At 34.1% G+C, this 14,520-nt stretch carries 9 protein-coding genes; 3 read left to right on the plus strand and 6 right to left on the minus strand.

Translation table 11 applies throughout. The features are described 5' to 3' along the window. Positions 1 to 81: 81 nt before the first annotated feature. Positions 82 to 1,860, minus strand: coding sequence for a chloride channel protein (locus HH304_RS01775; protein ID WP_169677724.1), 1,779 nt, complete (start codon positions 1,858 to 1,860; stop codon positions 82 to 84). A gap of 114 nt (positions 1,861 to 1,974) precedes the next feature. On the opposite strand from HH304_RS01775, the gene HH304_RS01780 reads away from it, so the two are divergent. Together HH304_RS01780 and HH304_RS01785 are read left to right on the plus strand one after the other, a co-directional pair. Then, complete coding sequence (locus HH304_RS01780; protein WP_169677725.1) at positions 1,975 to 2,979, plus strand: sugar phosphate nucleotidyltransferase; 1,005 nt, start codon at positions 1,975 to 1,977, stop codon at positions 2,977 to 2,979. Then, entirely contained in the window at positions 2,976 to 3,377 is a 402-nt protein-coding gene (locus HH304_RS01785) for a VOC family protein (protein ID WP_169677726.1), read from the plus strand. Before HH304_RS01780 ends, HH304_RS01785 begins: the two co-directional genes overlap by 4 nt. Here the strand turns inward: HH304_RS01785 and HH304_RS01790 are convergent. Both HH304_RS01790 and HH304_RS01795 read right to left on the minus strand, forming a co-directional pair. Beyond that, positions 3,374 to 6,361 (minus strand): AsmA family protein, encoded by a 2,988-nt coding sequence (locus tag HH304_RS01790; protein WP_169677727.1) that lies wholly within the window; start codon positions 6,359 to 6,361, stop codon positions 3,374 to 3,376. The two genes, HH304_RS01785 and HH304_RS01790, sit on opposite strands and share 4 nt — an antisense overlap. 454 nt (positions 6,362 to 6,815) lie before the next feature. Continuing rightward, the gene (locus tag HH304_RS01795; protein WP_169677728.1) at positions 6,816 to 8,243 is read right to left on the minus strand and encodes an aldehyde dehydrogenase family protein; all 1,428 of its coding nucleotides are present in this window, start codon (positions 8,241 to 8,243) and stop codon (positions 6,816 to 6,818) included. Positions 8,244 to 8,440: 197 nt separating this feature from the next. On the opposite strand from HH304_RS01795, the gene HH304_RS01800 reads away from it, so the two are divergent. Next, entirely contained in the window at positions 8,441 to 9,094 is a 654-nt protein-coding gene (locus HH304_RS01800) for a hypothetical protein (RefSeq protein ID WP_169677729.1), read from the plus strand. A gap of 233 nt (positions 9,095 to 9,327) precedes the next feature. Here the strand turns inward: HH304_RS01800 and HH304_RS01805 are convergent, their stop codons facing one another. From HH304_RS01805 to HH304_RS01815, 3 genes are all read right to left on the minus strand, one after another. Continuing rightward, positions 9,328 to 11,346 (minus strand): OmpA family protein, encoded by a 2,019-nt coding sequence (locus tag HH304_RS01805; RefSeq protein WP_169677730.1) that lies wholly within the window; start codon positions 11,344 to 11,346, stop codon positions 9,328 to 9,330. A 99-nt stretch (positions 11,347 to 11,445) separates the two neighbouring features. Beyond that, positions 11,446 to 12,165 carry an OmpA family protein gene (locus tag HH304_RS01810; RefSeq protein ID WP_169677731.1) on the minus strand — a complete coding sequence of 240 codons (720 nt, stop codon included), beginning with the start codon at positions 12,163 to 12,165 and terminating at the stop codon, positions 11,446 to 11,448. Between the two features lie 38 nt (positions 12,166 to 12,203). Then, positions 12,204 to 14,516, minus strand: coding sequence for a patatin-like phospholipase family protein (locus HH304_RS01815; protein ID WP_169677732.1), 2,313 nt, complete (start codon positions 14,514 to 14,516; stop codon positions 12,204 to 12,206). Between the last annotated feature and the right edge of the window lie 4 nt (positions 14,517 to 14,520).

A 14,520-nucleotide genomic window follows, 5' to 3' on the forward strand; every position in this document is an offset into this window, starting at 1 on the left:
TAAACACTATATTTTGTTTTTCAAAAATTAATGGCTGATAAATTAGAGATAAACTTATAATTAAAGTGGTTTTTTAAAAAATCAATCCTTTTGTTGTCTCTTGAGTCTGGTTCGATAAGCATTGAAAATTCGTGATTTAGAAAGGAAGCCTGCATATTTTCCTTCATCGATTACCGGTAGGTTCCAAGCTCCTGTAATTTCAAACTTTTGCATAACTGATTCCATAGTTTCTTTTGAGCTGACATACGCAGGAGGGGAATGCATAATAGATTTAATTATTATATTTTTTCTTGAATCTTCATCAAACATTATGCTTCGTACATCATCTAATGTAACAATACCAACAAGCTCATTTTTATCTGAAACTACTGGGAATATATTCCGCTGTGATTTCTGAACTAATTCCACTAATGAGCCTAATGAAGCTTCCGGGTCAATTGTTAACAGATCTTTTTCAATTATTTTATTTAAGTCTATAAGTGACAGGAGCTGTTTGTCTTTATCATAATTAACTAAGTCGCCACTTTCAACCAGAGGCTTAGAATAAAAGGAGAATTTCTCAAAGTTTTTTGCTGTATTGTAAGCCAAAGCACTAACCAGCATAAGCGGAATAAACAACTCATAACCACTAGTGATTTCAGCAATAAGGAATATTGCTGTCAATGGTGCATGTAGTACTCCACTCATTATTCCACACATTCCAACCAAAGTAAAGTTTGCGGGACTGATAATCTGCTCACCAAAAATGAAGTTAACGAGAATAGCATAGAAGTACCCTGTTACTCCTCCAAGGAATAAGGATGGACCAAAAATCCCTCCTGACCCTCCTGATCCAATTGTTAAAGCTGTAGCAATTGGTTTAATCATAATTATTACAAAAAGGAAAATAAAGAGAAATAAGACATTATTAGTATTATTAAAGAAGAGTGAGTTTGATATCAAGGTTTCACCCTGGTCATTTAAAAGTTGTTTTATTATTCCATATCCTTCTCCATATAATGGAGGAAGTATAAAAATGATTATTCCCAGTGCAAGTCCACCAATTAAGGCTCTTTTGAGATCACCTTTTATTTTATAAGTCAGACTTTCAAAATAAAACATCATTCGTGTGAAATACACACTTAAAAGTCCGGTGATAAGTCCAAGTCCTATATAGTAGAGTATATTTCCTTCAGTAAAATCTTCTTTGATTCTATGTGAAAATAAAACGTGTTCTCCCAAAAGGGATAATGAAACTACTGAGCCACTTACAGATGCGATCAATAGCGGGATAAAAGTTGCAATAGTGATTTCACTAAAAATAACCTCAATGGCAAAGATCACGCCGGTTATCGGAGAGTTGAAAATTGCAGAAATTGCACCGGCAGCACCACAACCGATAAGTAATGTCCTTTTTTTGTAAGAAAGGTGCATTATTCTACCAAGATTGGAGCCAATAGAAGATCCTGTTACAACAATTGGTGCCTCTAACCCAACAGAACCACCAAAACCAACTGTTACAGCACTTGTCAAAAGTCTGTTATATTGAAGGGAGCGTTTCATTTTACTTCCCTTTTTAGAAATAAAATATAAAACGGTTGTTATACCATGTCCTAGTTTTTCTTTAAGAATATACTTTGCGAGGATCAAAGTCATTAATATCCCTAAAGGCGGAATAAGTAAAAAATAAAAACGGGTTTCATTGAAGTTGAAATTTTTTGTAACCTGTGCCTGAATCAAATGAACTGACTCTTTCAACGCAACTGCTGCAAGACCTGCCAAAATCCCAACCAGAATACTAAGCATCAGCACAAAATTCTTATCATTTATATGCTTTATTCGCCAAACCAGGAATTGTGTTAACCAGTTACCTTGTTTCATTTATAGACTTCAACAAATTTTGCTGTAAAGTTATACGATAAAGTTTAGTCGCCAAACCTCAACAATTACTATAATTCTTTCAATTAATCACTTTTGGTATTAAATTAAATTTATATGAAAGCAATTATACCAGTGGCGGGTAGTGGAACGCATTTAAGGCCATTAACGCATACTCAACCGAAATGTCTTTTGCCTCTGGCCGGGAAGCCAATATTGGGTCATATTATTGATTACCTAGATGATTCAGGTGTAACTGAAATGATTTTTGTGGTTGGTCACCTTAGTCAAAAAATCGAGCGGTTTCTTTTGGAGTTTTTAGCCAATAGAACCATTAAATATAAAACTATTTTTCAACAACCCGGGATGGGATTAGGCCATGCCATATTTTTGGCCCACGAAGATTTTAAAGACGAGAAGGAAATAATTATTCACCTTGGAGATAGTATCATCCGGACTGATAAAGATTTTTTTAAGCACAAATCAGATGAATCGCTTATATGTCTTAAGAAAGTAGATGTTCCGGGAAATTTTGGAATTTGTGAGGTTGACCAAGAAGGTAGAATCAAGAAAATGGTTGAAAAGCCAAAAGTACCGAAGTCAAACCTTGCAATAGTTGGTTTGTATCGTATTCGGCAGATCAGTGATTTTATTAGTTATTTACAAAAGGAAGTTGAGTTAAAAAAAGGAAAAGACGAGGCTCAATTGACAGATGCTTTACAAGAGATGCTTTCTAATGGGGCATTGTTCAAAATGCAAAAAACTGACAGGTGGTTTGATTGCAGCCGGAAAGAATCTTTACTTGAGGCTAATAGAATGCTAATGCACGTAGATGGTGAACAAACTGATAATGTTTCGCTATATCCAAGAACAATAATTATCCCTCCAGTGGTGATAGGAAAGGGTTGTCAGATAAGTAATGCCATTATCGGACCAAATGTTGTAGTTGGACATGAAAGCGAGATAACGGATGCTATAATTAAGGAATCAATAATAGGTAATACGACACAAATACGTAACACGGTAATTCAGGAAAGTATTATTGGAAATGACTCTACTTTTTTTGGAAGTAATCTGAAGTTGAACCTTGGAGATAATACTGATATTGATTTGACATCATGAACATAAATATTTTCAGCAATAGAGTACAAGAAGTCTGTTTATACAGTAGGGATCTTGTGTCTGCAAAGGATTTTTATGTCGATAAACTTGGGTTTAAGGTTTATACATATGTTCCGGGCACTCTGTTATTTTTGAAGATGGAATTATGCATGCTATTAATTTTTAACCCCGATAAGTCAAAGGTTAAAAAGGAATTACCACCTCATTTTGCAGAAGGAAAGCAACATATAGCATTCAATGTCGATGAGGAGAGGTATGAAGATGTAAAACAAGAAATTATAAATGAAGGAATTAAAATTATTCATGAAGAAAAATGGCCTTCAGGATTAAAGTCGTTTTACTTTAACGATCCTGAAGGCCATGTTCTTGAATTTGTCCCGCCTAGAGTGTGGGATTAATTATCATCTTTCTTCTTCTTCTTTCCGAAAATGTTTTTTAATGCATCCTCAGCTTTTTCTTTAAGCTCTTCTTTACCTTCTTCAATTTTTTCTTCGGCTACATTTGTAACACTATCTTTAGCTGTTTTAACAACAGCTTTTGCGGAGTCTTCAACAATTTTCTTTTGAGAGTCTAACTCTGCCTGAGCTTCCTTCTTAATTGTTTCTGTTGCCTGACCTGCAACTGAACTTTCTGAATCACCAGATGTTTTTCCTCCGGCAAGGCCAAAGCTTAAATCATCATACTTACCGCCTACTTTTACAGGTATTGTAATCATTTCTCCAACTACATCTTTTCCTCCTGTAACAGATTTTGCAAGGTTATTTATAGCTGTTCCAGCAGCGCCGGCAGGAACATCAATATTGAAAATATAATCTACAGACCCATCTATTCCTGTTCTTCCACTTACTTCAGCATTATATCCTGCAATGTTAACATTAAAGGGTTTGGTTGTTACATATCCATCTGAAATATCAACATTAATTAATGCGTCTTTCAGATTAAAACCTGAGGCATCTTTTAATTTAGTAACACTTGTTATTCCCTCAATAATTTTACTGTCAGTAATAGCTGCATCCAGAATTTCAATTAATCCTTTACCTGTAATAGTCGATAACTTAGGAGTAAGGTCTTGTAGTAATTCACCACTAAGGTTAAAATTAGTATTGAAATTACCTGTCATATCTTCTGCAATTGGTGCTAAAGCCTGAACAGTATTAAAATTCTGATAAGAAACTGGTATCGATAAGTTTTGAATATTTAATGCAAAATCAAACTTCGGGTGATCAATGTTTTCAGTATTGTACTGTCCTGAAGTTTTAAATTGTCCACCAAGTGTATTGAATACAAGATTTTCTAGTTTTACAGCACTATTCTTAATGATCAAATCACCAGACAGGTTTGATAAAACCAGGTTGTCATATTTAACCTTGTTAGCAGATGAATGAAGAACGATATCAAGATTTTCAGGAACCTTAATAACCTCTAATGGAGACTCTTCTTCAGACTCTTCACTTTCAGCTTCCTCAGTCATGAACTCATTTACATTAAAATAATTACTTGATACATTAAAAACTCCTGATAACAAGCCATCATTTAATGCATAACCCATATAGTTTGTGATTTTACCTGAAGCTTTAAAGTCAGTTTCTCCAGTTTTACCATCAACGGTTTTGATGTTAATATCAGCCGGGGTAAACTGTGCTTCAGCCATTGTAATTGAAACTCCCAGTGGTAAAGATTTTTCATCAGAATAATTAAAGTTTCTTAGACTCACATTTCCTGATGTTTGAAGTGCAGCATAATTTTCTGCTTCAACGTCTTTAAGCCTTCCTTTAGACTTTATGTTAGCAATAACAGTACCTGCCATTTCCACACCTTCCATTGGGTATACCTTGCTAAGTTCTTCAATATTTAATGTTCCATTTACATTGGCATCCCAGACAGGGCTGTCGAAATTTGTAACATAAGCAGAAGCCTGGACCTTGTCTTTACCAAGTATGAAGCTTAAATCATTAAGATTAAAGATTCCATTATTCATGCTCCCGTCTTTTGAGTTTGCATGAGCTTCAAAGTGTAGGTTCTCTAATGCAACAGGGTACTCAGCATTTTTTACATATCCGTTATCTAAGGTAGCGTCTACATTAAATGCTGGAATGATATTTCTTACACTGTCATATTTACCTTCAGCTTTAGCCGCTAAAGTAAAAATTCCCTTAAGAGTAGTTTCTTCAACAGGAAATACCTTGGTGATTTTTTCCAGATCAAGTTTAGCATTAGCATCAAGTTTGATAGGGTAGTCTACAAGGTTTTTGACTATTAAGTTCAAGTCGAAAGGGTTGTCTTCAATATTGAAATGGAAATTATTGATTTCAACACTAGTATAATCGATGTTTCCTTCAGGGCATAATACCTTAAAAGTTCCCTTTATGTTTTCAACAGGAGTTGGAAGATCATCATATTGAAAAGAGCTACTTTTAATATCAAGATCAAGCCCAAATCCCGGAAGGCTATTTTCATTGTAAGTACCTTTTGCCCATCCATCAAAAGCAAATGCACCAGTAGTTTCTATATCATCAAATGACTCTGTATAGATACCAGGGATTAATGATAATAGAGATTTAAACGAATTATCTTCAGCTCCGAATTTAATATCCATTTTGATGTTCTCATCTGGCATTTCGAAAGCACCATTGAAATTAAAACCAAAGTCGTTAACCTTAAAATGATTCTCTTTGAAGGTAAAAATCATTTTATCAAGATCCATGCTTAATACCATATCGGCGTAGAATGATTTCTCTGAAAAGTAAGCAACGTCATCACTCTTGAAAGTAATGCTTTCGATGCTTGTTTCAGTATCCATGTCAAGAATGGTAGATCCGAAATTTCCGTTTCCTTCATGGTTTAAACCTGAGATTTTCAGAAACATATTAGATGATCTGTCCTCATAAACAATTTCCCCGTCAGAAATCTCCCAATGATCAATCTGAATCTTCATATCAGAAGATGTTGTGTCAATGTCCTCTTCAACTTCCTCTTCAGAACTTTTTACTATATCATAATTAGCCTTGCCATCTTGAAGAATTAAAGCATAAATCTGGGGTTGTCGAATATAAATTCCTGATACCTCTATTTGATCACCAAATATTACCGATAACGGCTTTAAGCTAACTTCGAATTCTTGAATTTCAGTAAGAGGAATGCCTTCAAAATCACCTCTCCCAACAAGGCCAATCTCTTCAATACTTACGCTAAGTGTTGGAAAGTGACTGAAAAAGCTGATTGATAATGATTCCGCATCATAGAATACGTCAGCATCTATGTTTTCTGCCAGAGCTTCATCAACAGCCTTTTTGATATCATCCTTGAAAATAATTGGCAAGGTGATCGCTGCTATCAATAAAATGACAACTATTGAACCGATTATTATTAATCCTTTTTTCATTTTTAAGCTGATTAAAAAATATTAGATGAAGTTACTACAAAAATATAGTAATTGGTGGGCAAAAAAAATAAGCCACCCGTTCTTCGCGAGTGGCTCACCTAAAAATCTGTAATTTTAAACAAGCGAAACAGGTTTCTGTCTATTGTTAAAATAGAAACGGTAAAAACCTTTTAATTATTGCAAATTTATTACATAAAAGTGAATAAAGTGCAGGAATTGCTACATTATTTTATAAAGTCTTGAATAAATACAATAAATAAACCCTGTTATGTGCTAATTTTTTGATTTTCAATAAGAATGACTTTTTTTCACAGTGCAAACACAGCAAACAATATTTGGAAAAATTTGCATATTAAATGTGAATAATTTTTCACTTAAATAATAATACTACATCTGTATTTTAATTTATAATATGATATTCAAATATGTGCATGGCTAATTGAAATTTGATCAATTAGAAATACTTAACAAGTAAATCGCTTACCATCCTTTTTAGTGAATTATATGGTGGTTGCAATAGCGATGAACTTGGGAATACTGTGTTTTGCTTCATGATTGGTCTTTCATGTGAAAACGCCCTAACTCCCCAATAGCCATGTCCATTTCCTACTCCACTATTTCCAATTCCACCAAAAGGCAATTCTGTGTTTGCAAACTGGATTGTACAATCGTTTATAGCAGTTGTTCCACTTTGACAATTTTCAATTATGTATTTTTGATCCTTGGATTTAGATCCAAAATAATATAAGGCCAAAGGTTTTGGCTTACTATTAATTATTTTTACTGTTTCAGCCAGTTCTTCAAATTCTACAATAGGCAGGAGTGGACCAAATATCTCTTCCTCCATTATTTTCATATCAAAAGTCACCTTTTCTATAAGAGTTGGGGAAATCGTACAATTATCATTTTCGAATTTTCCACCAGTGATAACTTTGGCTCCATTATTAATAGCATCTTCGTACAAGCCTTTAATTCGGGTGCCATTTTTCTCATTTATTATATTGCAATAAGGGCTGTCTTCTGATTTGCCATTAAATTTATTATTGATGCAAGAAATAAGCTTGGTTACAAGCTCATCCTTTATATCCTTGTGAACTAATAAATAGTCTGGTGCAACACAAGTTTGTCCTGCATTTAGAAACTTACCAAAGGTTATTTTTTCAGCAGTATCCTGAAGGTTTGCATCTTTGTTAATAATTGTTGGAGACTTACCTCCTAGTTCTAAAGTTACACCTGAAAGGTTTTTAGCAGCACTTGCCATCACTATTTTTCCTACAGCTGGACTACCAGTAAAAAATATATGATCGAATGGCAATGACAATAAATATTGAGTCTCCGCGATTTCTCCTTCTACCACAGCAACTTCAGATTTATCAAAGACTTTTGATAAAATGTCTGTTACTACTTTGTTTGTAGCAGGAGTAAACTCACTTGGTTTTATCAGAGCTGTATTACCTGCTGCTACTGCGCTAACAAGAGGTCCGAGTGAGAGGTTGAACGGATAATTCCATGGTGCTATAATTAAAGTTCGGCCTTTTGGTTCTAGAAGTACACTCGACCAGGATCCGATTAATGTAAGTGGCGTATCCACCTTTTGTGGCTTTAACCATTTTTTTAGGTTTTTACAGGTATGCCTGATTTCGGCAAGAACCACCCATGTTTCACTAACTTGTGTTTCCTCTGCAGGTTTTTGAAAATCTTGAAATAAAGCTTCCTTAATGACATTCTGAGAATCAAGAATTACCTTTTCAAGTTTTTTGAGTTTTGCAATTCTTTGCTTTACCGTTGACTTTCTTAATTGCTGACTCACAGGGTATTGACTCTCGAAGAGTGCTTTTGTTTGTTCCTCAAATCCTGTGCCTTTAGTTATAACCGTATCCATGGAAATTAATGATTTCTTTAAATATAGGTTTTCATTTGAATAAACGCGAAAACCTGATGTAAAAGTTTTATTTGTAAGATTTTAGACAAAATGACACACTTAACCAATTGCGTAAACATTAATTTAATGTTAACTTAATGTTAAGAACATTGGCTTATTATTAAGTTTTGGTTAAAAATTATCACATATTAGTCATTTTGCTTTTTATTTTATCGATACCGGTAAATGCACAGGATTATTATGCTCAATTAACTACTGAACTTAATATTAGCCAGTCTATTTCTAAAATAATTGATCAATCAAAACCTGAATCAGGAGAAACCCTAAATGAAAATGATCTTGAAAAGGTTTTTTACAAAACTCATCGTAAAGTTCTTAAGCAATATAAGACCTACTCTAAACTTAGCGAAACTCTAGAGGAAGGAGTTTATGATTGTGTTACAGGAACAGCTGTTTATTCTTACATATATGAGTCATTAGGTGCAAAAGTTGAAATTCTGGAAACTCCTTCTCATGTTTTTTTATTAATTGAGAATAATGGAAATAAATATATAGTTGAATCTACATCTCCATTAGACGGATTTTATAAGATTGATAAAGATTTTAAGATTAATAATCATGATTCTTTTGGTCTATTGGTTGCTGATGAGTCATCTGAAGTAATAAATAACGTAATAAATAAGATTTCGCTTAAAGAGTTAGCTGCTATTCTTTTACATAATCAAGCGGCTAAGAATTATCTGAATCAAGACTTTGATCCAGCGATTAGTCTTATAAATGAAGCTTTGTCTTTATACCCTTCTGCAAGGTCTGTTCACCTTAAAAATTTGATATTAAAACATATCAACTAATCTTTTGATTTAAATTCTAAATCATCGCAAAGACCATTTTTTTCGGAATATTAGTAGTGATAATTTTATAAACATTGATTTGAATATCATTGTAGAATTAGTGTAAAAGTATAGGTGGATTAATTTAATCTGAGCTACACTTAAGATGATCAAAAAATAAACAGGCTGTCCCATATGAGACAGCCTGTTTTTATGAACAAAGTTTTATTATTCTAAATGAGGGTAAATAATAATTATTCTCCTGCTTCTACAATTTCGAATTCTACTCTTCTGTTTTGAGCTCTTCCTTCAGCCGTAGAGTTATCTGCTATTGGTTTAGATTCACCAAATGCTTTAACGACAATTCTATCAGCTTCTACATCATTATTTGTAAGGTAATCAACTACAGCTTGAGCTCTACGTCCGCTTAGACCTTCATTATATTGTTCTGAGCCTACGCTGTCAGTATGCCCGGATATTTGAACTTTAACATCTGTTTCCTTTTTCATGAATTCAACAAGCCTGTCAAGTTCAGGTTTTGATTGAGGCTTAAGTGTTGATTTGTCGAAATCAAAGAAGATATTATTAAGAGTTATGACAGCTCCTTTTTTAATAGGAGTTAAATAAAGGTTTCTTTCAACCTCATCATAAGTTTCTTGAGAAGTCAAATCCAGATTTTCGCTCATTGCCAAATAATCTTCAGCTTCTGCTAGGAATCCATAAGCCTCGCCAGATGGAAGCATAATCTCATAGTCTCCTGATCCGGGATCTGATAATGTTTCGCCTATAACCTTACCATCTTCAAGTCTTTGATAAACTATTCTTGCCTCAACAGGTTCGTTATTTTCCTTATTTAAAACCTTACCGGCAACAAGTGTTACAGGATCAGGACGGTAAAATTCAGGTAAAGAAATTTTGAATACATCCAGGTTTTCTTCAGTTATACCTTTTGAATAGTATGCAAAATCTCCAGTTGGAGGAATCACGAAAAACTCATCATCAAGTTCACCATTTATTCCAGGTCCTAAGTTTTCAGGCTCAGACCATTTTGTCCATGTAGAGTCAAGTCTTCTGGAAACGTATATATCTGTTCCTCCATATCCGGAATAACCTGCAGATGAAAAATAAAGTGTTTTATCATCAGGAGCCAGGAATGGAGAAGACTCTTCACTTGCAGTATTTAAGTCATCACCAAGGTTTAAAGGTTCAGACCAGGTGCCATCATCTAAAAGGAAGGATACATAAAGGTCTCTTCCACCTCTTGAATCATTTCTTTCAACAGACATTATTAATGTTCTTCTATTGTTAGCCATATAAAAGTTGGCACTTTCACTGGTGTTGTAATTATTTTCAATTTCAAGTGGTTCCGGATCTGACCAACCATCACCAACTTTTCTGGAAATTGATACACCTGCCTTCATTTTATTTTTACCTCTGTATTCATTACCAAGAATCAAAATCACAGAGTTTCCATCCGGAGTTATTGAACTAATAAAGTTAGGCTCCTTGTTATTCAATTTTGGACCCATATTTTTTGCTACTGTCCAATCTTGCTGAGATTCACTCCATTCTGAGTACCAGATATCTTCCATATCATCCTCTCCGCCGATATTATCTGGATGGTTTCTTCTGGAAAAGAAAAGTGTTTTTCCATCTGGTGATAATAAAGGTCTAAACTCAGGGTATTCTGAATTCACATTTTCACTAAGTCTAATAGGAACGACATTAGGGTTGATTTCTTCAGAAACGTTAACCTCAATTGTTATTGGAACTTCTGAGTTTGAAATACCAATAGCATCAATGCTAAAATATCCCGGCACCGCTTTTCCGGAAAAAGTGATTTTTACAGAAGCTACTTCATATGGTGTAGGCTCGAAAAATATATTTAATGGCCTACCAGTAATGTCCATTGCTTGTGGATTCAGCTTATTAATAAGATATTCTTTTCCACTGGCATCATATACAAATATTTCTTCTACCGCTGTAGGATTAAATGATTCGGCGATCATAATTTGTCTTATCGGAATCGCTTTTTCGAAACCCACATGGATATACTCATTTTTATCCGGTCGTGAAGGTGTCCAAGCATTTGGACTTTCGGCCGGATTAGGGAAAACATCGGGTTTACCTAAAGCCTGTTTGGCTCCATACTGTTGTGGAGTCAATTCAGAAGATACATCAATAACTTTATCTGCCCACAACACCTCTTGTTGTGCCACAGAAATATATAATGTACCGATAAATAGAACAGAAGTAGCAAAAAATTTAAACATTATCGATCGGTTTTTGCGGTTGTGTTAATTCAATAATTGAAATAATTTATCACTAAAATATTAATTTTGTCTTAAACAGTAATCAAATATTACAATAAATTAATCGTTTTTAAGGATTCTTACCTCAACTCGACGATTTAATTGATGTGCTTCTTCGGTATTTTCCGTTGAAATAGGTTGTGTACCTCCAAAGGCCTTGGTTTTAATTCTATTTTTATTGATCCCGTTTTTTACAAGATACGACTTTACTTCTTCAACTCTCTCCCTTGACAATTCGAGATTTTTTGATTCAACTCCGCGAGTATCTGTATGTCCTTCTAACTGAATTACCATTTCAGGGTAACTATCCATCATTTGCAGTAAAGTTTCTAACTCAGGATAGGACTCAGGCAAAATATTTGCCCTTCCCCTCTGAAATAAAAGTTTTTCCATTCTAAGGATTTCCCCCTGTCTACTACTTTTAAGATAGAAGGTATCTTTTCTTAAAGGACTTCCTCCTTCTTCAATCTTAACTTCAAAGATAGAAGGAAAATATGTATCTGCACTAATTTTTATTCTATAAGTGTTGGTTTCAAGGACACTAAAACTAAAGTAACCATTAGCTCCTGCTGAAAATAGCCCCATGTCATCAGCATAAGGCAGTTTTTCATAAGAAACTTTACCACTTATTGGCTGCTTGGAATTATGATCAAGTATAAGCCCCTCAAAACGAACAAGCTTAGGCTTTGAATCTGTTTGAGAAAACACATTAACCGTTACAAACAACAGTAAGCAGATAATACCAGTTTGTGTAAAAAAATATTTAGGTTTTTGAACCATAGATTTAAGGTAGAAAAAAAAAATCACTTTTTAAATAATTACGGTTCAATTGGAGTTTTGTTAAACAAAATAAATCCAAAATGTAACATAGCTCCAAAATTTAACCTGTCAATATTGTACCAGGTTCCTAAAAGACTTACCGGACCAAACCGTGTATGATATACCAAAGATAACCCGGTAGCTAAAACCAGGTCCTCACTTCTAGTTTGATATTCCCAGGTTTGGTCTGTAGAATTTAGAGTTGAAAAAGGTATAAATAAATGTGATTCACCACGAACTAATAAATCATCACTGATTCTGTAGTTTATGATTCCTCCAGCTGATGCAAAAAATGGAGATCGTAATTCTTCTATGAAGTATATTCTTGAATCAGGTAATGGGTTACTACCTCTGGATAATAAATATGAAGTTCTTTCATTAAGGTAGAAAAAATGACTGGAGAAATTTGATTCCAGTTTTATACCAGGAATAAACCTGCCTCTACCATAATAGTTTTCATATTTTATATTAATACCTGCCCAGGTTTTAACTGAATGGTAATTAGGGATTTCATAACTAAATGTATTGCCTGGAGAATAATCTAGGATGCCTCTATAGTATGATCCAGTGACGCCTAGATATTTACCTCTATACCCATATTGAGGGTGGTTTAATGTACTTTTTTCAAAGGATAACTTAAGACTTAAACCTTTAACAATCAGGTTGTCTAGCGTGTCTATAGTTGAAAGAAAGTTGACATTTGAATAATTAAATTTTGATCTGAAAAATGATGCTTCAAACTCAAGGAAATTATTTGTTTTAACCGGGGTAATCAATTTTAGTCCGGCAGAAAAATTATTGTTAGTTAATGGTATAATTTCACTTCCTGATTCATCAAAAATTAATTCTTCCGGAGCAAGATAGTTCCATCTGTCAAGTGATAAAAACGGAGAGGCTTTAAAAATGTATTTTCCAGGAAATGTTATTTCAGTTTTGTAATCAAATGACTGGTAGAATTGGCCTACATGAAACTTCATAGCATGATTATAAAACAACTTGTTCAGGTAATAGTAATTAAAATCAAGAACAAACTGGTTTATGTTTTTTGTAGCTATCGTTCCTCCAATTCCAATATCTAATAGATTAGAGTTGTCTCCTGATAGTCCAAAAGTAAAATGTTCGTCCTCCGGGTTTCGATATATATCCGGGAAAATGTTTCTGAAATATTTTTCAGAGGTAAGAAAGAAATAGCCTTTTTTTACATCATCAAGATCAAATACTTTATCCTTCTTTTGGAAGATCTTTCTAATAAACTTCTCTTGGTTTGTAGTATATCCATTAACTACAATCTCATTAAATGTAAGAGGCTTAAAACCAGACCTGAAGTTTAATCTTTCCTGTTTTAATTCAACGGAGTCTTTTCTAACCTGAATACTGCTTTTAATCTTTGGAATAAGTCGTTTGGCTGCAACATAACCGGAATCATAAATAGCTTGAGCCTGTGTAAAGCTTGCTGCACTAAAATTGAGTAAATTTGGAGCTATATACAGTAAGTCGGAGTCTGCTGGTACTTGAACATACATATCCATAAAAAGATCAAGTATTGCATCGTTCATATGCTGGTCATCTTCTCCAAACGGATACTCTTTTTTTCTTGTGTCAGAAACATTTACGCCAATAAGATGATCAGGAGCAAATTCTTTTCTCATGACATCCAAAGGGAAGTTATTGTAAATTCCTCCATCAAACAGGTATTGATTTTCTATTTTAATTGGGGGAAAGAAAAAAGGCACACTCATTGTTGCCCTTACAGCTGCAGCCAGGCTTCCCTGACTCATTACTCTTTGTTGGCCTGTAAAAATTTCCGAAGTAATACAACGGTAGGGTATAAACAGGCTGTCGAATTTATAGTTTGCTCTCTGAGAAGGTTGCGCTAACTCTTCCGTTATTGCAAAATTTAATGATCTGTCTGTTGCAATTACAGTTTTAAAATAGGCATTGTAAAGACTATCAAAAGTCAGATCAAGATGAATCATATTAAGAGGGTCATCTCTATGATTCAGGTAATAGTAGTATTCTGTTGGGATTTTACCATTTACCCAGTCTTGAAAAGTTTGTGAAAGAACCAATGATCGTATTTCATCAGCACTGAAACCTGACGCATACATTGATCCAATTATTCCCCCCATGGAGGTTCCTATAATATAGTCTATCGGGATGTTTTCTTCTTCTAGGGCGCTAATTACGCCAGCATGGGCTATGCCTTTTGCACCGCCTCCGCTTAAAACTAAACCGACTTTTTGGGGGTAAGAGTAAAAATTGGTTATGAGAAATAAAACAGGAAGTATTAAAAAATGGCGTTTCAATCCCATAACC

The organism is Marinigracilibium pacificum, assembly GCF_012926615.1.
GTDB lineage: Bacteria > Bacteroidota > Bacteroidia > Cytophagales > Cyclobacteriaceae > Mangrovivirga > Mangrovivirga pacifica.

What these genes read in the sequence shown, in the direction of transcription:
- HH304_RS01775 (WP_169677724.1), bottom strand. Translation starts at nt 1,860, where the DNA reads ATGAAACAAGGTAACTGGTTAACACAATTCCTGGTTTGGCGAATAAAG.
- HH304_RS01780 (WP_169677725.1), top strand. Translation starts at nt 1,975, where the DNA reads ATGAAAGCAATTATACCAGTGGCGGGTAGTGGAACGCATTTAAGGCCA.
- HH304_RS01785 (WP_169677726.1), top strand. Translation starts at nt 2,976, where the DNA reads ATGAACATAAATATTTTCAGCAATAGAGTACAAGAAGTCTGTTTATAC.
- HH304_RS01790 (WP_169677727.1), bottom strand. Translation starts at nt 6,361, where the DNA reads ATGAAAAAAGGATTAATAATAATCGGTTCAATAGTTGTCATTTTATTG.
- HH304_RS01795 (WP_169677728.1), bottom strand. Translation starts at nt 8,243, where the DNA reads ATGGATACGGTTATAACTAAAGGCACAGGATTTGAGGAACAAACAAAA.
- HH304_RS01805 (WP_169677730.1), bottom strand. Translation starts at nt 11,346, where the DNA reads ATGTTTAAATTTTTTGCTACTTCTGTTCTATTTATCGGTACATTATAT.
- HH304_RS01810 (WP_169677731.1), bottom strand. Translation starts at nt 12,165, where the DNA reads ATGGTTCAAAAACCTAAATATTTTTTTACACAAACTGGTATTATCTGC.
- HH304_RS01815 (WP_169677732.1), bottom strand. Translation starts at nt 14,516, where the DNA reads ATGGGATTGAAACGCCATTTTTTAATACTTCCTGTTTTATTTCTCATA.